Source organism: Vibrio sp. J2-3(2022), from assembly GCF_021725735.1.
Lineage (GTDB): Bacteria > Pseudomonadota > Gammaproteobacteria > Enterobacterales > Vibrionaceae > Vibrio > Vibrio diabolicus.
The window spans coordinates 1,389,972-1,412,201 of the sequence record NZ_JAKKCK010000001.1; the positions used below are offsets into that span (position 1 = coordinate 1,389,972).

19 protein-coding genes are annotated in these 22,230 nt (G+C 44.3%); 6 read left to right on the forward strand and 13 right to left on the reverse strand.

Annotated features, from left to right (window positions below):
* Positions 1-4: 4 nt before the first annotated feature.
* From L3V27_RS06035 to L3V27_RS06070, 8 genes are all read right to left on the reverse strand, one after another.
* Positions 5-853, reverse strand: a complete 849-nt coding sequence (locus tag L3V27_RS06035) for a mechanosensitive ion channel family protein (RefSeq protein ID WP_139059203.1) — start codon at positions 851-853, stop codon at positions 5-7.
* A 96-nt stretch (positions 854-949) separates the two neighbouring features.
* Positions 950-2,290: an HlyD family type I secretion periplasmic adaptor subunit gene (locus L3V27_RS06040; protein ID WP_047008476.1), complete on the reverse strand. Its 1,341-nt coding sequence runs from the start codon at positions 2,288-2,290 to the stop codon at positions 950-952.
* Positions 2,265-3,983 (reverse strand): type I secretion system permease/ATPase, encoded by a 1,719-nt coding sequence (locus tag L3V27_RS06045; protein ID WP_237311298.1) that lies wholly within the window; start codon positions 3,981-3,983, stop codon positions 2,265-2,267. The genes L3V27_RS06040 and L3V27_RS06045 overlap by 26 nt, the downstream gene beginning before the upstream one ends.
* Before the next feature lie 153 nt (positions 3,984-4,136).
* The gene (locus tag L3V27_RS06050) at positions 4,137-4,727 is read right to left on the reverse strand and encodes a calcium-binding protein (RefSeq protein WP_005392412.1); all 591 of its coding nucleotides are present in this window, start codon (positions 4,725-4,727) and stop codon (positions 4,137-4,139) included.
* 207 nt (positions 4,728-4,934) lie between these two features.
* The gene (locus L3V27_RS06055; protein ID WP_080619247.1) at positions 4,935-5,591 is read right to left on the reverse strand and encodes a LuxR C-terminal-related transcriptional regulator; all 657 of its coding nucleotides are present in this window, start codon (positions 5,589-5,591) and stop codon (positions 4,935-4,937) included.
* Between the two features lie 228 nt (positions 5,592-5,819).
* On the reverse strand, positions 5,820-6,488 hold the full coding sequence (locus L3V27_RS06060) for a LuxR C-terminal-related transcriptional regulator (RefSeq protein WP_150917684.1): 669 nt from the start codon (positions 6,486-6,488) through the stop codon (positions 5,820-5,822).
* Positions 6,489-6,736: 248 nt separating this feature from the next.
* Positions 6,737-6,937, reverse strand: coding sequence for a restriction endonuclease subunit S (locus L3V27_RS06065; protein WP_005392406.1), 201 nt, complete (start codon positions 6,935-6,937; stop codon positions 6,737-6,739).
* 56 nt (positions 6,938-6,993) lie between these two features.
* Positions 6,994-8,910, reverse strand: coding sequence for a methyl-accepting chemotaxis protein (locus tag L3V27_RS06070; protein WP_237311299.1), 1,917 nt, complete (start codon positions 8,908-8,910; stop codon positions 6,994-6,996).
* Positions 8,911-9,220: 310 nt separating this feature from the next.
* On the opposite strand from L3V27_RS06070, the gene L3V27_RS06075 reads away from it, so the two are divergent.
* Genes L3V27_RS06075 through L3V27_RS06100 form a run of 6 tightly spaced genes read left to right on the forward strand, consistent with a single transcriptional unit; the run spans position 9,221 to position 16,019 of the window.
* The gene (locus tag L3V27_RS06075) at positions 9,221-10,177 is read left to right on the forward strand and encodes a MoxR family ATPase (protein ID WP_005392397.1); all 957 of its coding nucleotides are present in this window, start codon (positions 9,221-9,223) and stop codon (positions 10,175-10,177) included.
* A gap of 14 nt (positions 10,178-10,191) precedes the next feature.
* The gene (locus L3V27_RS06080; RefSeq protein ID WP_053808320.1) at positions 10,192-11,118 is read left to right on the forward strand and encodes a DUF58 domain-containing protein; all 927 of its coding nucleotides are present in this window, start codon (positions 10,192-10,194) and stop codon (positions 11,116-11,118) included.
* 38 nt (positions 11,119-11,156) lie between these two features.
* A complete protein-coding gene (locus L3V27_RS06085; protein ID WP_006741916.1) occupies positions 11,157-11,633 on the forward strand; it encodes a DUF4381 domain-containing protein in 477 nt (158 codons plus the stop codon).
* Complete coding sequence (locus L3V27_RS06090) at positions 11,626-12,630, forward strand: VWA domain-containing protein (protein ID WP_074190417.1); 1,005 nt, start codon at positions 11,626-11,628, stop codon at positions 12,628-12,630. Before L3V27_RS06085 ends, L3V27_RS06090 begins: the two co-directional genes overlap by 8 nt.
* Positions 12,623-14,368: a VWA domain-containing protein gene (locus tag L3V27_RS06095; protein WP_237311302.1), complete on the forward strand. Its 1,746-nt coding sequence runs from the start codon at positions 12,623-12,625 to the stop codon at positions 14,366-14,368. The genes L3V27_RS06090 and L3V27_RS06095 overlap by 8 nt, the downstream gene beginning before the upstream one ends.
* A gap of 4 nt (positions 14,369-14,372) precedes the next feature.
* The gene (locus L3V27_RS06100; RefSeq protein ID WP_237311304.1) at positions 14,373-16,019 is read left to right on the forward strand and encodes a BatD family protein; all 1,647 of its coding nucleotides are present in this window, start codon (positions 14,373-14,375) and stop codon (positions 16,017-16,019) included.
* A gap of 116 nt (positions 16,020-16,135) precedes the next feature.
* Here the strand turns inward: L3V27_RS06100 and L3V27_RS06105 are convergent, their stop codons facing one another.
* From L3V27_RS06105 to L3V27_RS06125, 5 genes are all read right to left on the reverse strand, one after another.
* On the reverse strand, positions 16,136-18,259 hold the full coding sequence (locus L3V27_RS06105) for a GGDEF domain-containing protein (protein WP_134646046.1): 2,124 nt from the start codon (positions 18,257-18,259) through the stop codon (positions 16,136-16,138).
* Between the two features lie 328 nt (positions 18,260-18,587).
* On the reverse strand, positions 18,588-19,337 hold the full coding sequence (gene pstB / locus L3V27_RS06110) for a phosphate ABC transporter ATP-binding protein PstB (protein WP_005397884.1): 750 nt from the start codon (positions 19,335-19,337) through the stop codon (positions 18,588-18,590).
* A 60-nt stretch (positions 19,338-19,397) separates the two neighbouring features.
* Complete coding sequence (gene pstA / locus L3V27_RS06115; RefSeq protein ID WP_005397882.1) at positions 19,398-20,261, reverse strand: phosphate ABC transporter permease PstA; 864 nt, start codon at positions 20,259-20,261, stop codon at positions 19,398-19,400.
* A gap of 22 nt (positions 20,262-20,283) precedes the next feature.
* Positions 20,284-21,216 carry a phosphate ABC transporter permease subunit PstC gene (gene pstC, locus L3V27_RS06120; RefSeq protein WP_006741921.1) on the reverse strand — a complete coding sequence of 311 codons (933 nt, stop codon included), beginning with the start codon at positions 21,214-21,216 and terminating at the stop codon, positions 20,284-20,286.
* 103 nt (positions 21,217-21,319) lie between these two features.
* Complete coding sequence (locus L3V27_RS06125) at positions 21,320-22,141, reverse strand: phosphate ABC transporter substrate-binding protein (protein ID WP_006741922.1); 822 nt, start codon at positions 22,139-22,141, stop codon at positions 21,320-21,322.
* Positions 22,142-22,230: the final 89 nt, after the last annotated feature.

Here is a 22,230-nt window from a genome sequence, read left to right on the forward strand (position 1 = left end):
TTCTCTATTTTTCAATCACCACAGGAAAGCGCTGCTCATAAAGTTCCATAAAGTCTTTACGAATCAAATGCTCCAAGTGGTTAGCTTTATCGGTCGGGCAGAAAATCATAACATGCAAAATCTGCTCACCATTGATATTACTAGAAATATGCATATGTGGCTCTGCACCGGGAAGATCGACCCCAGCGTGTTTTTCAATCATCGCATTGTAGCGATGCGCAACATCACTGAAGTAGCTACAATGCTCTTCAATCTTGTCGGTCAAGATTGGTAACAGAGGATACAAATTAACGAAGTCTTTCACCACGATAGAAAAATTGTGGTAGACGTAGCGCTTCATAAAATTGAGGTTCTTTACTGGGTAAGTAAAAAACATACTATTGGGTAAGGTCGCGGTTTTTCCGGTGTAGTGATATTGCCCATGGTGCAGGTCGATCTCTTGAATCACCGTCGCCATCATATTGTGCTCGATCACTTCTCCGCACAGTTTACCGACCTCAATCCAGTCACCGACACGAAAAGAACGTGAGCTTGCTCTTTGAATCGAGCCTGTAAAACACAAAATTATCTCTTTGGATGCCACAACAATGGCAACCGCTATCGCCGTGACACTTAGAGCAAACTCGTTTATTTCTGATTGCCATAAAATAAATAAAATCAGTAATGTAACGGCAAAGGTGCCGTTCTTAGTTCTGGACATCCAGCTGCGCTGATCTTCAGAAAGAAAGGCATGGTCACCACGAATCATCGATAAAATGGTACGACGAATTAACCACATAATCACAAAGATCAGTGCGGTAAAAATCAGTTTATGAGTGAGAAGAAAATCGACGACTAACTGCACTTTCTCCATTCCACGGCTCCCTTAGAATTAAAATACGGCCTAGTAACGGGTAACCATAACAAATTATTTTGTCAGTTGTCCGTGTTCACTCAAGTACTTTTGAGATTACTCCTCTCTAAAGGCGCGATTCATGCTTTCAGTGATTGGCTTTATTAAATAACTTAAAGGCGTTCGCGGTTCAGATAAAATAAGCACTTCCGCGTTCATTCCTGAAGTTAAGCGGTGTTTGGCTACATCTTCTTGCGAAATTGCAATTCTAGCGAGGTAAAAATCCTCTTGGTTTTCTTGTGAAAGCTTATCCGCAGAAATCGTTAACACCGTGCCGTCTAATGGTGCCAACGTTCTAGCATTCAGAGCGGTCAGACGAACATGCGCCTGCTGACCCGGGTTAACTAAATCGATATCCTGAGGATTCACGCGAGCCTCGACTAACAACTTATCGTCTTGAGGAACCAACTCTAATAGCGTTTCACCCGAACCAATCACACCTTTTTCGGTAAATACCTGCATGTTGACCACACGGCCTGCAATAGGTGCATTGATGGTTGTTCTCGCTACAATATCTTGGGCTGAGCGATACTCTTCACGGATGGCGACGATTTCCTTTTTGGTGTTTCGTAGCTCCTCGACAATCTCATTCAGTCTTTCAAGCTTCAACTCTTCAATTTGCGCTTGGTTTTCATCCAACCTTTTGCTTACTGTGAGTGATTGTCTGTCTAACTGACTTAAGGTACTCCGCACTTCCGCCGCAAGACGTTTGAGTTGAAGTAAGGTGGATTTACCCGAAAAGCCTTTTTGAACTAGAGCTTGGTTACTGTCTATTTCTTCGGCGATAAAATTGAGTCTTTCTCTCTCAATTACTTTGGTTTGTTGGAGGTTTTCCAGCTCCAAATTTGCCCCAGAAATACTCTGCTCAATGATGCTCAGCTTACTATCAAAGAATCGCTTTCTCGCTTCAAAGATCTTGTTTTGAACCAGTTGAGCTTCTTGGACGATATCGACGCGAGGAATACTTTCAAGATCATCAGACCATACGATCGTTGGCAATTCATCTAGCTCAGCACTTAGACGGTTTTCCTTCGCTAGAGTATGAATAAACTGACCACTTAATGAATCCAACTTCGCCATAGCTTGTCGCTTAGAGAGTTGAATTAATAATTGACCTTTTTCAACTAAGTCCCCCTCCTGCACGTACAGCTTTTCAATAATGCCGCCTTCTAGATGTTGAATTTCTTGGCGCTTAGTGAGAACAGACAAATCGCCATAAGCAATCGCAGCACTCTCTAATTTCGCTGTCGCAGCCCAGTAGCCTAGACCGCCAAGAAAAACACTTAGCGTCACCACACCAAGTAAAATTGGCTTTCGAAAGCTTAGTTTCGCTTGCGGACTAAAACGATAAACGGTTTCAGACGGATGCTGATTAACGGCTGGCAGTTGATTGCTCATTTCTTACCCTTGGAATATCTGTTCTTTCTTCGCCCATCAAGCGTTTTAATACTTCATCTTTAGCACCGTATAATTTGACTCGACTTTCAGCCAAATACAGCAATCTATCCATTTGTCGTAATGTACTCGGATTATGGGCAATGACGATAATCGTTGAGCCTTGCGCTTTTAAATGAGCAATCAAACGTTGATATGCAGCCTCTCCTTCACCATCAAGGTTGGCATTAGCTTCATCGAAAATCACAATAGATGGATCGCCATAAACGGCTCTTGCAAGTGCGATTCTCTGCCTTTCTCCTCCAGATAAACCACGGCCATTTTCGCCAATAACGAAATCATAGCCTTTGTTTTTCTTGAGTATTAATTCATGACATCCTGCTAGTTGCGCCGCCTTGATGACTTTAGCGGGGTCTTCCTCTTTGAAGCGCGCGATGTTCTCCCGAATTGTGCCAGCAAACAACTCTACTTCTTGAGCGAGATAACCAAAATGGGCGCCGCGGTCTTCCGATGCCCAAGTAGACACTTCCATACCATCAAGCGTAACCTTACCCGCTAGTGGCTTGATCGTACCTAATAACAACCGAGCAAACGTCGATTTACCAGTACCAGAAGGGCCAATAACTCCGACAGCGACTCCGGGAGGAATAGATAAGTTGATCGATGAGAGTACAGGCTCTGTTGTGCCAGGATGGCGATAAGCAAGTCCAGTAAGTTCATAGTGTCCTTTTGGCTTTGGCAGTGGCATATTCGATTCATCTTGGCGTACGATTGCGTCGATTTCTTTTAGTCGTTTATACGCGCCTTTAGCAGACATAGCACTTCGCCATGTTCCAATCGCCTGCTCCATCGGCGAGAGTGCCCGACTCATTAAAATGGAACTCGCGATCATCGCTCCCGCAGTAATCTCATGTTGGATCACTAACCATGCTCCGCCTCCCAACAAAAAGATCTGTAGTGAACCACGTACAAACTTAGAAAAGTTAGCCATGTAAATGGACTTACCTGCCACTCGCTCTTCGAGCATATTGACTTCATTCACGCGCGACTGCCATTTCTCTAAAAACGCGTTCATCATCCCCATCGCAAGAATTGAATTGGCATTTTGCGTGGCTAGCTCGGCGTTGTTGATATGAGAGATCGCCCTAACTTCACTTTCTTGCATGGTTTTACGCGTCATTAGCTCATTGAGTAGCCCGAGACTAAACAATACGATAGACCCGAGTAACGCGATGTGACCCAATACTGGGTGCAATAAATATACGAACAAAATAAACAGCGGTGTCCAAGGCGCATCCAATAGTGGATAGGGTGCTTGGCTGCTCAAAAAGCTTTTGATGTTCTGAATGTCTCGCAGCGTTTGCGAGGTGTAACTCTTCCCTGTGTGCGATTGGTATTGAATGCTGCGCTTAAGCATAAAAGTGGACAGTTTGGTGTCCATCCAATAACCAAATGATTTACTCATTTGCGCGCGAGCGATATCAATAATCGACATGGTTAGTAACGCGACAATCACGATAATAGTGAGCAAAAGTAGAGTATCGGTTGAATAGGAGGATATCACTCGGTTGTACACTTGAAGCATGTACAAGGGTATCGAGAGGACTAGTAAGTTGATAAAAAGGCTAAAAGCGATTAGCAAGCCCGCAAGCGTGCATAGTTTTTGTCTCACTTCTTTGAAAACCGTTTTTTGCACGACTATTTCCGTTTAAATTGAAAATGTAGGCGCTAGCAAAAGCTAGCACCTAACTTAAGACAGCCTCAAATACACTCTAGAATGACCGAGTTAGTTCACCTCAGCGTGACAGAGCCACACAAACTAAATCCCATTCTGAGTGATTTAAGTCATTTAGATTGCAAATAAATCCGCACCGTAAGTATTGATGTCAGTTTCGGTAACGCCAATGAGTTTCACGGTTAGATCAGCACCATCGGTAAACACGGCATTACCTACAGCATCATAGCTAAAGCTTAAATCACCGAAGTCTGTGACCGAGTCGCTAATAATGTGCAAAGAATCTTCACCAATGGTGAAATCCACAACTTTTGCTTCGCCATGGCCACCAAACTTATCCGTGAACACAAACTTATCGCCATTGCTGCCGCCAACTAGAACATTATCACCAGAACCAGCTACAAGAATATCTTCACCGACGCCGCCATTTAGTTTGTTGTCACCCAACAAACCCAAAAGCAAATCATTACCTGTACCACCGCCGAGGTAATCGTTTCCTGTACCAGCCCTTAGGATGTCATCACCAGCACCACCAGTTAGGCGATCATCACCGTCGCCGCCGATCACATAATCGTTACCGCCACCGCCAACAAACGAATCATTACCACCAAAACCAATAAACAAGTCATCGCCGCCATCGAAATCAGCAAATTGGTTATTTACACCTGCATCGCCTAGATACGTGTCATTGTCACTTGTGCTCATTTTTATTCCCTCTTGTCTTAATAATTGAATAGACCTTTTATTCTATGTCTGAGTAGATTTGTAACAGACATGAGAAGTCTAATAGTCAACCGAATAGGAATAAGTTTGAATATGGGATGATATTTCAGACTGACATTTTAATAATAAATATAAAAATTAGTACTTTATAGAGTATTTTCTTTTTATTACAGTAAGTTAATACTAGTACTACAGATTTCGCCTAGCCCAACTTGTTGCTTGCGTACGGTTCTTTACTTCTAACTTTCTAAAAATATTGTATAGATGTGATTTAATAGTATGCTCACTGATAAATAAAGAATCAGCAATTTCCATATTTGAGCCTCCTTCTTTCAACATTTTTAAAACTTGAATTTCACGCCGAGTAAGCTCTACCTCGATAGCGGGCTCAATAATGCTATTCGCTTCTTTTCCTCGATAATAATTAACCAGCTGATCCAGTAATCTTCGAGACAGCCAATTATCTCCTTTTATTATTGCTTTTAACCCCTGACACACCTTGTCCATGGAGTCTCCCGGACCGAATATACCCTTTACATGCGGCCATGAGGCGAGTTCTTCTGTGTCTAAGTCATAACCTAAATTAAGCATTATGGTTCCTAGCACTTTATTACTATCTTTTAAATAAACTAAAGTTTCGGATGGAATCTCAACTGAAAAATCAACAAGCAAAAAGTAGCGTTCCGGAATGAGTTCGTGATAACTAGGGTTTTTAGTATCTATGATCGTTATTTTAGTTTCTATATTTTTAGAAAGCATTTCCTTAAAGTTTTCACTCTGTAAACTTTGTTGAGTGAGCATTAGGACTTCAGGCTTTTCCATATACTGTTCCATAATGTTTCTCATACTTTCAGTGACTTAACATTCTTAAATTAGTCGTTAATCGTCCGCACTTAGTGTGATATGTAAGTGCTAGTCCACAGAGTAAAGTTATTTGCTACTTTTTTAAATTCCAAAGTTATTAAAAAGAGAATCAAAAAAAGTGTTTCTCATAAAAGAAACACTTTTAACACATTTAGGTCACAGTAATGATTAAGAATTCACTAAATTAAATAACGTAGTATTTCAAGGAGATTACACTGTTAACGAGTTATCCGAAATATTTTCTTTCGCCCAAATAAGTGCTTGGACTCTATTTTTTACTTCAATCTTCTTGAAAATATTGTGTAAATGAGTCTTTACCGTATTCTCGCTCACAAATAGTTGTTCAGCAATTTGTTGATTGGAAGCCCCCATAGAGAGAAAGGTAATTATTTGTTGCTCTCGTTTGGTCAAAATAGCGGGAACATTCTTATTTATCGGTTTGCAGTGGCGACGAAGGTGAGTAATATATTGCTGAGAAAACTTACGGCTGAACCACATATCCCCCTGAAGTACCTTACCAATCCCAACTTGCAGCGTTTTTATATCATCAGAGGTATAAAAAATACCTGCTAGAGTACGCCAAGCAAAAAGATCTTCAGTCGAAATGGATTGATCACAATTAATTAAGATTTCGAGCGTATCTTTCTGTTGCGACTCTTTAAATTCCGAATAACGCCGAAATATTTCATCAGTGATCACGCTGCAATCAACAATAATGGCTGACGCTAAAGGCGAATCTAACGCTCCGTGAATAAGAGAGTCTGGTGTGATTAGAGCAACACTAATACCGAGTTTGGTCTCCAATACATCTTTCAGCAGAGATGACTGCAGACTGCCCTCCGTGATTAAAATGACATTTCTTGTTTTTTGTTGCTCCATCCTGATCGCATTCCCTTGGTCGCTTTTATTGAAATACGCAATAGATTTAGATAGAGCAGTAGTATTGTCAAGTATGAAAATAACTAGTACTAATTAATAACTCATTGAAGTGTCAATAATTTTTAAGTGGCAAGTATGTAAGAGGTATTAGCATTTTTCAGGCATTAAAAAAGGGAGCATACACTCCCTTTTTTGTATTTGAGTTGGTGATTTTGTCGCGCCCGTTAGAGCCGAAACCTCACCCTAGCTTAGTGAACTGGAACAGAGTTTTTTTGGTTAAATTTACCAAAGTGTTGCTCTAACACTTCTGGCGTCAACTTACCTTCTGCTTCCAGCTTTTTTAGCTCAGCGACGATCGCTTTTTGCTCTTCTAGCGACGGCAGTTTTACTTCTGGCTCCTGAGCGGCTTCCTGAGAAATCTGCTCTAGTTCTTTTTCGAAGTCATTCATAGTACTTACCTAAATTTAGTTAGTGAACTTTTAAACTTCGGCTATTCTATCCAACTCTATAGCTTGAAGCTACCAACCATCTTGTCCAGACGTGAAGAGAGCGCTTGAAGATCACGACTTGCATCCGCCAGCTCTTCTGCCGTTGCCGTTGTCATTTCATTGATCGCGTTGATTTCTTCAATGTTTTGGTTAATGGTATGCACCACAGTGGATTGCTCTTCCGTCGCCGTCGCAACTTGCGTATTACGATCAGAGATGTCTGTAATTCGCTCAGAAATATTGACTAACACTTCCACTGCTTCATCGGTTGAAGCAACCCCTTCAATAGTGACCGCTTTACCCGCTTCCATCGCACTTACTGCGTCTTGTGCGTCACTTTGAAGTTGGTTGATCATCCGTTGGATCTCTTCTGTTGAGTCAGCTGTGCGTGACGCTAGGTTTCTTACCTCGTCAGCAACCACCGCAAAACCACGACCTTGCTCTCCAGCACGTGCAGCCTCAATCGCGGCGTTCAACGCAAGCAAGTTGGTTTGTTCTGATATGTCACGAATTACGCCCAGAATCGAGCCAATATCTTTAGTTGTCGATGCCAGCTGCGTGACGACAATATTGGTCGTTTCTACGTCATCAGCTAGGCGGCTAATCACCTCTTTGGCTTTCATAACCACTTCACGACCCGTTTGAGTATTATCAGAAGCCTGATTTGCCGTATCGGCAGCAGTAGCCGCGTTCGATGCAATTTCGCTGATGGTCGCACCCATCTGGTTAATCGCCGCAACAACTTGAATGGTTTGATCACGTTGCTCTTGGCTGTTGTCATGTGTGGATGTTGCTTTCGTCGAAACACTTTCTGCGGCTTGACTTAATGAGCCACTGGTTAAAGCAACTTCTTTCATTGTGGCGTGGATCTTCTCAATAAATCCGTTGAAGCCTTTTGAAAGCTGAGCAATTTCATCATTACCCTGAATTTCAATGCGCTGCGCCAAGTCGCCTTCACCTTGCCCAAGGTCGGTAAAACGATCGGCAATCAGTCGAATTGGTTTAGTAATACTATTTGCCAACCATACGCCCATCAGAATGAATACAACGGCGACAATGATGGTCGTAAACAGCATTTTTTGCGCAGTAGCATTTAGGTCCGCGAAGACTTCATCGACAGGAACTACACCAATGACAAACCAATTCATTGAAGGAACATACAAACTGGAAACAAACGTGTCCTGCCCTTCAAAGTCCACATTAATCAAATTGAAGCTGTTTTTATTCAGCAGTGTACTCGCATCACTACCAAATAGCTTGGTGATAGAAGTTTGGTTTTTACCTTGTTGACGATGTATTTGAATCTCACCCTGTTCGTTAGTGAGGAACACATAACCCGTATCTTCAATTTTAAACCCATTGAGCAGCGCAACCATGTCGTCCATCGACTTTGAAAGACCTGACATTGATGTACCATTTAAGTCTTGGTAGTTGGCAAACATTTTTACTTCGCCGTTTGCCTCTTGGAAAACGCTCACTGACGTTTCTTGACCAGAAGACGTAAAGCCAAAGAACCAAGCATCTTGAGTTCGATTAAGCTGACGCAAGAACCCGTTTTGATTCCAATAATATGCCGTTTGACGATTGGCTACCGACGCATCATTAAGTCCGTACTGGGATTTAACGTTATTGAGCTGCTGAACTAACTGAACTTCTACCGACGGATCGCGGTCTGTATTAGATAGAGCTTCGACAATAAACTCGTTTGTTGCGAGCTGTTTTGCGGCTTGTTGCATCTCTACAACTTCGCGGTCAATTTCTGTATTGATTTGCTGCAGCATCGCAGGTAGTTCGATATCAATAAGACGGTGGCTCAACACATCTCTTGCATGACGCTGAGCCATAACACCAACGATAATTGTTGATGCTAAAACAGCAAACGTAATACCAAGTACAACCTTCTGTTTGATGCTCAAGGAATGAAGTTTCAACATATTCGGACCTTTTAAAAGAATCACTTGTTATTGGCCCCATAAGGGGAATCTGGTGCATATCTCATGACACGCACATCACAGAAACTTTATCGGCTCACATATACAAAACTAGAGGCATTTCTCACTATATTATGAAAAATAAATGTAACGCTCTGTCAGATAAGAACTTTCAGTGATAGCAAGTACTTGCAATTCTCTGCAGCGTCCCAATATTGAAAAGATAAATTGCGAAAGCGCATTGGAACTTTTTCCATCTGGAAAATGACCAATACTCAACACAAAAATCAAATGGATATCGAGAGTCCAAAGCATGCATAAATCTAACTTCGAAACTCTTCAGCAATACCTAGAGTCGCAGATCATTGGTCAGCAAGATCTAGTCAAACAACTGCTTGTTGCCCTTTTGGCAGATGGACATATTTTGGTTGAGGGCCCTCCTGGGCTGGCAAAAACCCGTGCAGTAAAATCACTCTCAGATTGTGTTGAAGGCGACTTCCACCGAATTCAGTTTACCCCTGACTTGCTGCCAGCCGATTTAACCGGCACTGATATCTTCCGCCCTGAAACCGGAGAGTTCACTTTCCAATCTGGTCCTATCTTCAATTCTCTTATTCTTGCGGATGAGATAAACCGTGCACCGGCCAAAGTACAAGCGGCGATGCTTGAAGCAATGGCAGAGAAACAAGTAACAGCAGGTCGTCATACCTACCCGTTGCCAGAGTTGTTTTTGGTCATGGCGACTCAAAACCCGATTGAACAAGAAGGGACTTATCCACTACCTGAAGCACAGCTAGATCGCTTTTTATTACATTTAGAAGTGGAATACCCAGATGCGGAGCATGAGCTATCTATCTTGCGTATTAACCGCGGTGAAGCAAAAGGCGAAACTACCGTCGAGCGCCCAATGTTAAGCCAACAAGATATATTCACTGCGCGTAAAGAAGTGTTGGATATTCATATGGCCGAAACGATAGAGCAGTACATCGTCCGTTTAGTTATGGCAACACGTCGAGCCAGCGAATATGACACTGAGCTGGATAAGTGGTTGTCAATGGGCGTTAGTCCACGTGCCACCATCGCTCTGGATCGTTGTGCCCGTGCGCACGCTTGGCTTGCAGGTCGTGATTTTGTGTCCCCAGAAGATGTTCAAACCATGGCTTATCCGGTTTTGCGCCACCGTTTATTACTGAGTTACCACGCTCAAGCGGAAGGCATTACAGCAAACCAAGTCATTGATAAGCTGCTAAACCTCGTTGGCAGTGCATAAGACGAGGGAGTGATATGTCCACAACGCATCCATTGCCACCTCATGCGAATGGGGTGACATTAACCCTTGAAGAGCTGCTGCAATACCGCACTCAATCTGTACGTTGGTTGCCACCAGCACAAAGTATCTGGTCGCAAATGAGCGGTAACCATACCAGCCGCCAAAAAGGGCGAGGCATGGATTTTATGGAAGTACGCCAATACCAACCTGGCGATGATATCCGCAGTATTGATTGGCGGGTAACTGCTCGTACAGGGAAAGCGCACACAAAGTTATTTGCAGAAGACAAAGAGCAAGCTGTGATTCTTTACCTTGACCTGAGTTCTAGCCTGCATTTTGGGTCTAAGTATATGCTTAAGTCGGTTCAATTGGCTCACTTTGCCAGCGTGTTGATTTGGCTCACTTTGGCTAAAAAGGATCGCATCGGTGCGGTGATTGACGATGGACATCAATGTTTTGAGTTTCGCCCTTCCTCTCTACAAAAACAGGGGCTGCGGATTCTTAATGCTATCGTCGATACACATAACGCGCAGGTGGCTCGTACTGCCAACAACGAGGCTCGTACACTGCCGTATACTCAGGTGTTAGAAACACTTCATACACTGACACCTAAGGGCAGCGAACTGATTATGCTCAGCGACTTTGCCCACATAAGCGCAGCAGAGTTGACGCAGTTACGTCGACTAAAACAGCACAACAGTGTGAGGGCTATTCAGTTTTATGATCCTTTAGAAAGAGGTGAAACAAACTTTAGAGGTCAAGTAAAAGCCTCGGATGGACAACGTAGTCAATGGTTCAACTTTGGCTCCAAGGGCCAAAGAAAGGAACTCGAAACACACTTTACTCAACACCAAGAAACCATTAAACAGCAATGCCATTCGATGGCGATTCCATTTAACACGCTATCAAGTGGTTGGCCCTTGATTTCACAATTAAGCTAACAAACTGTACAAGCAGCATTTATTAAGCAGTAATAATAATGACAACAAACAACCAAAGCCTAGACCTTGAACCTCTGATTTTACCAAACGCTCCGGATTGGTTTCCGCTCGCTTGGGGATGGTGGGCAGTGCTTGCGGCCACCGTACTTTTCGTTTTCAGCATTTATCTTTATACGAAATGGCGTAAAAAACGCCTACGCGCGCAAAAGGCAGCCTTAAAACTTTTAACTCAATCTGTCACACCTCATACCCCTTCCTCTGCTCTAGAAATATTGCGTCAGGCGGCATTGAGTTACTTTCCGCGTGAAGAAATCGCGCCATTAACTGGAATCGCTTGGTATGAATTTCTCGATAGCCATACCAAAGAAACTCGATTCGTAGACAAACAATATCAGTGGCAAGAAGCGCTGTATCAGAAATCCTCTCAAGAAAATCATCAAAGCTTGGTCGATGATTGTGTCTTTTGGATAACTCACGCTTTGCCACCAAAGAAAAAGGCAAATAACCGTGACTGAGCAAACACTCATAACCGATCTTGCCCAATGGCTAAACATTGAATTTGTCTGGTGGTGGGCACTATTTTTGCTGCCTGTCCCCTGGCTGGTATACAAGCTCCTGCCACAAGAATCTCAACAAGCCGAGATCAAATTGGCGTACTTACCAACTAATGAGAATGGCAGCAAGCCTAGACAAGCCCTGCAAAAATCACTATCAATGGCGATCTGGGTTCTTCTTATCATTGCTTGTGCGCGTCCAGTTTGGTTTGGTGATCCAGTTGAGTTCCAACCCAAATATCGGGACTTGATGTTAGTCGTCGACCTATCTGGCTCGATGCAGCAAGAAGACATGGAGCTCAACGGCGAATACATCGACCGCCTCACCGCTGTCAAAAAAGTTCTATCGGATTTCGTGGCAAAAAGAAAAGGTGACCGTCTCGGGGTTGTTTTGTTTGGCGATCACGCGTATTTGCAAACGCCACTCACTGCAGACCGTAAAACCGTCATGCAGCAGATTAATCAAACCGTCATCGGCTTGGTTGGTCAACGAACCGCCATTGGTGATGGCATTGGTCTAGGCACGAAAACTTTTGTAGACAGTGATGCTCCGCAACGAGTCATGATTTTGCTTAGTGACGGCAGCAACACAGCCGGTGTGCTCGAACCGCTCGAAGCAGCGGAAATCGCAAAAAAATACAAAGCGACCATTTACACCGTAGGCGTAGGTGCTGGTGAAATGATGGTGAAAGAGTTTTTCATGACTCGCAAGGTTAACACCGCAGCCGACTTGGATGAGCAAACACTAACTAAAGTGGCAGAGATGACTGGTGGACAATATTTTCGAGCACGAGATACTGATCAGCTCGAAAAGATCTACGACACGATCAACCAGCTCGAGCCCGTGTCAAGCGACACGCAAACTTGGCGTCCGCAGTCAGAATGGTTCCCATACCCATTAAGCGCTGCATTCGTACTGTCGGTATTGTTATTCCTACTGAGGAGAAAACATGGCTGAGTTTATTTTCCTTAACCCTTCTTGGCTTTTGGGGCTCATCGCAATCCCTATTGCGCTCTTGCTCAATCACAAATTTAGAGCAAAAAAATCGACACTGATTGCCCCTCACCTAGCTAAAGTGCTCGGACAAAACACGCAGTCCAAACACTATTTTATTCTCTGGGGCGTAGCTTGGGCCATTGCCTGTATTGCGCTAGCGGGACCAAGCTGGCAATCCAACGCTCGCCCAAGCTTTGAATTAAACCAAAACCGCATTTTAGTACTTGATATGTCTCGCTCGATGTTCGCTACGGACATCAAGCCTAATCGACTCGCGCAAACACGTTATAAGGCGCTGGACTTACTTCCTAAATGGAAAGAAGGGGCTACGGGTCTTATTGCTTACGCTGGCGATGCCTATAACTTAAGTCCACTGACGACTGATTCCAGTACGCTTGCCGGCATTATCGAGAATTTGTCACCAGAGCTAATGCCTTTTCAAGGGGCAAACCTGCCTTCCGCAATTGAATTAGCGCTCAACCAGTTCTCTCAAGCAGGTGTGCAACAAGGCGACATCATCGTGTTAGCTGATGACCTTGATGAGTCAGAACTGTCTCGCGCGTTGAATTTAGTCGAAGGTAAAAACATTCGGATCTCTGTTCTTGCAGTAGGAACCGCTAATGGTGCTCCCATCGCCCTACTCGATGGTTCTCTTTTAAAAACTGCACAAGGCACAACAGTCGTAGCGAAAACAAATCTGAAGAATTTACAAATACTAGCAAAGAAAACAGGTGGAATTTTTGTTCCTATTCAGCACACCAATCGCGATGTTGAGAACATTTCAGCCTTTACGAACAACGTTGGCAGTCAACTTTCGGCCAAGCAGAGTGAAGAAGTGAGCACTGACTCTCGCTTAAACGGTGGCTTTTGGTTGCTGCCGCTGTTACTTCTGCCTGCAGCTTTACTGTTCCGACGCGGCCTGATTTGGATGTTTGTGGCAACAATAATACCTATGACTTGGACACAACACGCCGAAGCAAATCCGTTCTTAAATGCCGACCAACGAGGAGCGGAACTCTACAAGCAAGGTGAGTATGAACAGGCGCAAAATCTATTTACAAACCCAAGCTGGAAAGGGGCAGCCAGTTACCAAAAAGGTGACTACGAAGCCGCTATCGAAGCATTTTCTCATGACGCCTCTCCTAACGGCCGCTATAACCTTGCCAACTCTCTGGCGCAAAATGGTCAATTAGAAGAAGCGGCAGAGCTTTATAAAAAACTGCTTGAAGAAAAGCCCAACTTTGAAGCTGCAAAGAAAAACTTGTCGGTTGTGGAACAGAAGCTGAAACAGCAACAGCAACAGCAACAGCAACAGCAACAGCAACAGCAACAGCAACAGCAACAGCAACAGCAACAGCAACAGCAACAGCAACAGCAACAGCAACAGCAACAAAAGTCTCAAAACGGTGAGAAGGAAGAGCAAGGACAACAGTCACAAAATCAGCAAGAATCTGAAAATAAAACAGAAAAGCAAAAAACAGAGCAACATCGACCGAAACGAGGTGAAAAGCAGGCTCAGGAACAAGGTGAACCAATGCATGCTCAAGTGCAGCCAAAAAACACGCATCGGGATGATCCTGAATTCCGTCGTCTAGAAGCAGTCGAAAGCGCTCGCGATCCAAGCTTTTTGATTCGTGCACAAATGCAACTTCAAGCTCAACAAAAACAACCTCCACAACAATCTCAAAAGGAGTGGTAAGCCCGTGATGAACAAAGGCGTACAACTGATCTTTATTCTTGTGGCCAGCCTATTATCCAGCTTCTCGGTGATGGCACAGACGCTTCAAGCAAGCGTCAATAAAACACAAGTTGCTAAGAATGAAGTGATCAACCTCAGAATCATGGCAGATACTGAGCTCGGCTCAGATGCAATTGACTTTAATGTACTTGAGAACGACTTTTTCTTGGGTCAACCTCGTTATGGGCGCTCCAGCAATAACATTAACGGAAGAAAATCTGTACGTACTGAGTGGAGTATCTCGATTGCGCCGATGAAAGAAGGTGTTCTGACTATTCCGAGCTTTTCCGCAGATGGTATGAGAACGGAGCCAATAAAGCTTCGTGTCACCGCAAGCCAAGCTGAACCCAATCTCGATGACCTATTTAGCTTTAATATCAGTGTCGACAACAGCACGCTGTACCCTCAACAATCTGCGACATTACGTATGCAGCTTTTGATCAAAGCAGATACCCGCCGTCTTGATAACCCACAAATTGTGCCTCCACAGATTGAAGGCATGAAGCTTGAAGCGATTGGTGGCTTACAGCAGGGACAAAAGATCTTAAATGGATTAGAAGTAGCGGTCATTGAACAGTCGTTTCGCTTAACGGCGAATCAGCCGGGTACTTACACCTTGATAGGTCCTAGACTGACAGGCTCTTACATTTATGGCGACAGCTTGACGGGCTCTACCAAGATCATGCCAATCAACACCAAAGCTGAGCAAATGCCTATCGAGGTAAAACCAATTCCAAGCGAATTTGAAGGGGAATGGCTTCCAGCTTCAGCGTTAGAAATGACGCAGAGCTGGCAAGACGATCAAGGTAATCCTCTGTCGGTTAATGCGCTCAACACTGTCAAACAGGGCTCTTCACTCACTCGAACCATTCAAATTAAAGCTCGCGGAACACAAGCCGAATACCTTCCACGAGTAAGTATTGATTATCCAAGTTCGCTGCGGGTCTACCCAGAACAGCCTCAATTCGACAGCGCGAGAGATGGCACCGTTATCATGACAGTGAAGCAAGTCATTATCCCCACTGAGGCTGGGTCATATACCTTGCCGGGATACCATTTGAACTGGTGGGACAGCCAAAATGATGAAGCGAAAAAAGCGACGTTACCAGAGCTACAATTAGAAATAGAGCAAAGTGACACCGGGCTTATCACGTTGCCGGAATCGCCTCTGCCAACACCACCTGAGTCAGCCATCAGTCCCGAACCAAACGGTGGAGTGAGCAGTCTCTGGAAAACCCTGACCTTTGTTTTCGCTGGGCTTTGGGTGGCGACGTTAGGAATCGCGATTTGGGCATGGAAGAAGCGTCCTATGACGGCGAGTAAAACGGTTTCGAATACCGAGCAACCTCTTTGCGTTGATGCGTTGAAAAAAGTCATCAATGAAGGGGACGCTGCTAAAATTGAACGCTCAGTAAACGAGTATCTAAACACTCACCGAGACAGATTAAGCCCTAGTGATGCGCAAGCCGTAAAACAAGAACTTGATGCTATGAACCAAGCGCGTTTTAGTGCCAATCAACAACCTTGGCGTCCAGACTCGCTACTGGCAAAAATTCAAAACCTTAGCAAAGCAAACGTAACGAAAACCGACCACCAGCTAGAAAAACTATAAAGCAAAATGGCAGCTCACGAGAGCTGCCATTTTTCTTGTGCGACCAAACACACTTTAACAGTTTTATCTAAAAATCAACCAAATTGTCTCAGTAACTTTGATGTTATGAGCATCACTTATTCAACAAAAGCTTGATGCTCGTACTCATATCGCCTTACGCAATTTCGACCATGGCTCTTCGCTTGATAGAGAGCCTTATCCGACAACTGGTACAGATGGTCGAAATTAAAGTCTTTGCCTTTCGTTTTGTAGCAAGAATAACCGACTGACACAGTGAGCAACTCCCCTTCTGGGTTGTGTTGGTGTTTGATGCCTTCATCTTCAATGCATTGACGAATACGTTCCGCTCTCTGCTTTACCGCCTCTTGATCAGAGCCGATCATTAGTAACACAAACTCTTCTCCACCAATGCGACAGAAAACCTCGTCTTCACCTTTGGTATGATGATCCAAGATATGACCCACGCGCATTAGTGCGATATCCCCTTCGAGATGGCCATAGTGATTGTTAAACAAGCCAAAGTGATCAATATCAATCAGGATAAGACCAAAGAACATCGCTTCCTCACACTCTAGCGCGCAATATTTCTGCATCACATGTTCTAACATACGGCGATTGCCAAGACGTGTCAGAGGGTCAAGTTTAGAAAGCACCTCAAGCTGTCGGTTGGCTTCTTCCAACTCTTTGGTTCGGTTCTGTACTTCTAACTCCAGGTTTTCGTTTAATCCGCGAATCGCCTCTTGCGCTTGAGTGCGCTGCAAAACCTCCGCTAGACTGGAAGCGAACATACGAATCACTTCACGTAGCTGAGAAGTCAGCGGCGCGCGCGTCAATAAGTTATCAACGGCAATAAAGGCGATGGGCCCGCTGCTATTCGAAGTCAAAACCGTCATCGCAGCCCAGCCAAAGCCGACAATATTACAGTCATGATAAATAGGAACGGATTCCTCAAATGCAACTTCACTAGGTACGGCGCGAGCTAAATTGATCAACGAAAAGTCTTGTGTCTCACCAAAGAAATAAGACTCATCCACTACATTGCCTTGAATGTCAGTCCCCCAAGTACCTTGCATGTATGAGCAGTTTTCATCGGTCAAAAACACCGCCATCCGATCAATACCAAGATTTTTGATGGCAAAAGTGACGGCCGATTTACATACATCACTGACGGTTGTACAGCGTGATAGCTCAACCATGCTTGAATGCAACATACGCACGTTCTGCTCTTGGCGCTTTCGAATGTAAATTTGTGAGAAAAGGGAGCCAAACGAGTCCAACATCTGTTTTTGATACGCTGTTATCGGCTTGCGATGAATAAAGTTATCAAGCGCGAACCAACCAAATGGCTCATTGCCATCACGTAGAATCAACATCGCGTTCCACCCCTGCCCAACCACTTTACCAGCTGTGTATATCGGCGCATCTTCCACGATCACTAGGTTGCTCTCAAGGCTTGACAGCGCAGCGATGTATTCTTCGCTCAGTTGGTGTAAATCGTATTGCGTGTGAAACTCATCAATGGTGATGCCTGATTCATCCGTGCCGTACGTTCCACTGAAACTACGCTTTTTCATGTCCAAAAGCATCAGTGTGGAGCGATCAAACCCCAACCGTTGACGTAGCGCTTCGACGGCTTTGTAATACAAATCTTTTAAGGAATCAGGGTTGGAGATCTCGAGAGCAACTTGCTGAACTAACTTCATGTTCTCGATAAAGCGCTCGCGTTGGTTAATTTCATCGACATATTGCGCTTCACGAATGTCTCTGTGTCTCATCTCTTGCGACGCATTTTTCTCGGCGCGAATGCACTGCCAACGCGCCGCTGCAAGCTGCATTGCATCATAGCTTTCTTCATAGATATTGTGTGCCGTGCGAGCATGAACAGACTGAATCAGTAGGTAGGTGCGTTTGATAGGCGTGTTATCGAGCATCATTATGTAACTATCTCCACCTAAATCTTGGGTGTGATTCCAGTTACAAGTATTGATCGCCAGAGGAATGATGCTTTCAGAAGTGTCAAACTGACTCGCCCACTCCCAGAAGCTGTCAGGATAGCTTTGGATTGGGTAAAGCTCCCCGCGAGAGAAACTCACAGAATAACGGGGATTGATTGAAGGATCTTCAAAAATGGCTAAGGCTTGAGGGGAGAACAAACTCTCTAAATGATCAAATATCGCCTCCGCTAATAAGCGATGATCCCTCGTTGAAGATACTTTTCTTGTAAAACTTCTTAAACTCACCCTACCAACCTAATCTACTTTTTTATTCTCGATAAAAAACTACTTAGGCCATCATATGCAATCAATACAATCAAATTTGAGCTGTTAAGTCATTCGCAAAATTATCAGACTTAGTTTCACATTCGAGAGCTCTTCAGCACTTTTATAACCGTATTTCACATAAGTTACATGTTCTATAAAAAGGGGGGATATTTGTGCTTCCTTGCAAGAATTATTGGTATAGGTTGGTGTTATAAATCTGCAGCTTGAAAAGAAAAAGGCCCCTCAAAAAGAGGGGCAAAGTTACCATCGCTTATAGTTATTTAGTTATGCTTGTAAATATGGCGAATTAACCGAAATCACCATTTACGTAGCCTTGAGTACGGTCATCTTGAGGGTTGCTGAAGATCACTTGAGTATCGTTATGCTCAACCAGTTCACCCATTAGGAAAAACGCAGTGCGGTCAGAGATACGACGCGCTTGTTGCATTGAGTGGGTCACGATAACGATGGTGTAGTTCTTCTTTAGCTCTTCCATCAATTCTTCGATTTTATGTGTCGCAATTGGGTCAAGTGCCGACGTTGGTTCATCCATCAGAATCACATCCGGCTCCATCGCGATCGTACGAGCGATACACAGACGCTGTTGCTGACCACCCGATAGACCAAATGCGTGTGACTTCAGACGATCTTTCACTTCGTCCCAAAGTGCTGCGCCGCGTAGTGAACGCTCTACCACTTCGTCAATGTGTTTCTTGTCTTTGATACCTTGAGCACGTAGGCCGTAAGCCACGTTTTCGTAGATGCTCATCGGGAATGGGTTTGGCTTCTGGAACACCATGCCAACCTTGATGCGAAGATCCGCGACATCAATGTTGCCGTAAATGTCTTCGCCGTCCATCGCCAATTTACCCGTTATTTTCACGCCTTCGATTAGATCGTTCATGCGGTTCAAACAACGTAGAAGCGTTGATTTACCACAACCTGACGGACCGATAAGCGCCGTTACTTGGCGAACTGGAATTGGTAGGTTGATCGATTTCAGTGCTTGGTTTTCACCGTAGAATAAGTCTAGGTTTTCAATATCAAATTTGTTCATTTTCTTAATCTCTTAAATCTTGAATTCGTGTCTTTTAACGTGCGTTCTTAATTAGTGTTGTTAGTAAGTTGCGGTGTTAAAACGTCTAGCAATCAGTTTCGTTACCATGTTGATCAGAAGAACAACCACGATAAGCACTGTTGCGGTACCGTAAGCCTGATTCCATTCTTCAACGGTAAACAGTTCGGTAGTCAGTTTGTATAGGTGAACGGTTAATGTACGACCGGAGTCCAACAGAGAATCTGGAATACGAGCAACCATGCCTGCTGTCAGAAATACAGGAGCAGACTCACCAATGACACGACCAATACTTAGAATGACCGAGGTTAAGATACCTGGCATTGCGCTCGGAAGAATCAAACGCCAGATAGTGTAAATTTTCGAAGCGCCAAGGCCGTAAGAGCCTTCACGATACGTTTGAGGCACTGCCATTAGTGCTTCTTCCGTAGTACGGATGATCACTGGCAGAATAAGAATACTTAGAGTCAGTGCACCCGACAGAATCGAGAAGCCCAGGCCAAGAATTGCCACGAAGAACGTCATACCGAATAGACCGAAGATGATCGATGGGATACCCGCCAACGACTCAGTACAGAATCGGATAATCTTTACCAATCGGCTACCGACTTTCGCGTATTCGGTTAAGTAGATTGCCGTCATGATACCCAGTGGCGCCGCTACCGCGATGGATGCGATAACCATGTAGATGGTCGAGACGATCATCGGGAAGATACCGTGCTCTTCACCAGTACGTGTGTAGTTATCAGTAATGAAGTTCCAATCTACGTGTTGTAGACCATTTGATAGGATGTACCAGATAATCCAGAACAAAAAACCTACCGTTAGTGCTGCCGAAATCCAAACCAAAGCGTTAAAGACGTTATCTTTGAACTGGCGAGCTTGTTTTAGTTTTGCGCGATCCATAATAGTCACCTTTAACGAGCGATTACTTCGCTTTTTCTCGGTTTAGGTAAAGAAGTACAGCGTTCAACGACATGATGAAGACCAGAAGTACAACACCGGTGGCGTAAAGAGCGTTGGCGTGAATACCGCTTGCGTAAGACATTTCAATCGCGATGTTTGCGGTTAGCGTACGTGCCGAATCTAGGATGCCTTCTGGCATAGCAGGTGCATTACCCATCACCATGATGATCGCCATTGTCTCACCTAGAGCACGGCCAATACCCAAAATCACACCCGTCATGATCCCTGAACGAGCCGCTGGAACGAGCAATTTGAAGATTGTGTAGATTTTCGAAGCGCCAAGTGCCAAAGAGCCTTCTTTGTATGCACGAGGCACAGCTCGAATAGACGTTTCAGATACCGTGATTACGGTCGGTAGAATCATCACACCAAGCACGATGATACCTGCCAAAATCGTGTTACCCGCAGGGACATTAAAGATGTTTTGAATCAGCGGTACGATGATGACCAAACCAAAGAAACCATAAACCACAGACGGGATACCTGCCAAAAGCTCAACTGCAGGACGAATAATATCCGCAAGACGCTTTGGTGCAATTTCGGCAATAAAGATAGCCGTCAGCACACCAATTGGCACACCGACGATTACCGCACCTGCCGTCGATACAATAGATGCAACAATCATTGTCGCAACACCGTAAAGTGCAGGCGGCAGCCAGTTTTGTCCAAGAACGATGCCCGATACACCAGCTTCTTGGAATGCCGGGATACTTTCTCGAACAATAAAGTAAGCAATAACGGCTAATGAGACGATGCCGATAACGGCACTGGTTAGGAACAAGCCGTGGAAGATACGCTCTTTCCAGTCTACGCGACGTTTCTCGCGCAGGCCGGGCTTGCTGATAGCTTTAGCGTCAGTATTCATAAGCTTTTCACTATTTGTTGCGATGGTCATTTAAAAAATCTCACGGTTCTGGGCGTTTTGCCGGTGAACACTATGGATAGAAAAGGCTCAGCCCTAAATGGTGGGCTGAGCAAACTTAAGAGTCCCGATAGAATTAGTTAACTGAGATGTAACCGTTTTGGTCAACTAGCTTTTGCGCATCTTCAGTTAGCATCCAGTCTAGGAATTTTTGCGTTTCAGCTGATGGCTTGCCTTCTTTGTAAAGCACAAGGAATGGACGAGCTACTTTGTAAGAACCGTTTTTCACGTTAGCTACCGTTGCATCAACGCCGTCGATTGCTAGAGCATTAACAGTGTTGTCTACAGTACCAAGAGAAATGTAGCCGATTGCGTATGGGTTAGATGCAACCATTGTTTTTAGTGCGCCGTTACCGTTTGCAACTTGAGCACGTTGAGAGATAGCTGATACCTTCTTACCAGAAATCTTCATTTTAAGAGACATGATGTCTTCAAATGCGCCACGAGTACCTGAAGCCGTGTCACGAGTAATTGCTACGATTGGCTTGTCTGCACCACCGACTTCTTTCCAGTTTGATACTTCGCCTTTGTAGATTGCAGTCACTTGCTCTGCTGTTAGGCCAGGCAGTTTGTTTTGTGGGTTAACAACCACTGCGATACCATCACGAGCAACCACTTCTTCGATTAGTGTTGATTCTTTTTCAGAGTCTTTTAGATTACGAGAAGACATACCAAGGTCTGCTGAACCATTTTTTGCTGCTTTAACACCAGCTGAAGAACCAGGGCCTTGAACTTCGATAAATACGTTAGGGTTCTTCTTCATGTACGTTTCAGAGAAAACTTCCATCAGTGGAGTTACGCTGCTAGAACCCACTGCAGAGATAGTTTCTTTAGCAGAAACAGGAGTCACTGCCATTGCGCCTAGAAGTGCGATTGCACCGATTACTGTCTTTTTCATCACAATTTCCTTAAGTGGCTTTATTGCCGTTGTGTTTCACTTGAACGGTGCTCACTTTAGAATTTGAATATGACAGTTGTGTTTCACTT

Coding starts and splice junctions, on each gene's coding strand:
- L3V27_RS06095 (WP_237311302.1), top strand. CDS start 12,623: ATGGCTGAGTTTATTTTCCTTAACCCTTCTTGGCTTTTGGGGCTCATC.
- pstC (WP_006741921.1), bottom strand. CDS start 21,216: ATGACCATCGCAACAAATAGTGAAAAGCTTATGAATACTGACGCTAAA.
- L3V27_RS06070 (WP_237311299.1), bottom strand. CDS start 8,910: ATGTTGAAACTTCATTCCTTGAGCATCAAACAGAAGGTTGTACTTGGT.
- L3V27_RS06085 (WP_006741916.1), top strand. CDS start 11,157: ATGACAACAAACAACCAAAGCCTAGACCTTGAACCTCTGATTTTACCA.
- L3V27_RS06060 (WP_150917684.1), bottom strand. CDS start 6,488: ATGGAGCAACAAAAAACAAGAAATGTCATTTTAATCACGGAGGGCAGT.
- L3V27_RS06040 (WP_047008476.1), bottom strand. CDS start 2,290: ATGAGCAATCAACTGCCAGCCGTTAATCAGCATCCGTCTGAAACCGTT.
- pstA (WP_005397882.1), bottom strand. CDS start 20,261: ATGGATCGCGCAAAACTAAAACAAGCTCGCCAGTTCAAAGATAACGTC.
- L3V27_RS06125 (WP_006741922.1), bottom strand. CDS start 22,141: ATGAAAAAGACAGTAATCGGTGCAATCGCACTTCTAGGCGCAATGGCA.
- L3V27_RS06075 (WP_005392397.1), top strand. CDS start 9,221: ATGCATAAATCTAACTTCGAAACTCTTCAGCAATACCTAGAGTCGCAG.
- L3V27_RS06055 (WP_080619247.1), bottom strand. CDS start 5,591: ATGAGAAACATTATGGAACAGTATATGGAAAAGCCTGAAGTCCTAATG.
- L3V27_RS06035 (WP_139059203.1), bottom strand. CDS start 853: ATGGAGAAAGTGCAGTTAGTCGTCGATTTTCTTCTCACTCATAAACTG.
- pstB (WP_005397884.1), bottom strand. CDS start 19,337: ATGAACAAATTTGATATTGAAAACCTAGACTTATTCTACGGTGAAAAC.
- L3V27_RS06050 (WP_005392412.1), bottom strand. CDS start 4,727: ATGAGCACAAGTGACAATGACACGTATCTAGGCGATGCAGGTGTAAAT.
- L3V27_RS06080 (WP_053808320.1), top strand. CDS start 10,192: ATGTCCACAACGCATCCATTGCCACCTCATGCGAATGGGGTGACATTA.
- L3V27_RS06065 (WP_005392406.1), bottom strand. CDS start 6,937: ATGAATGACTTCGAAAAAGAACTAGAGCAGATTTCTCAGGAAGCCGCT.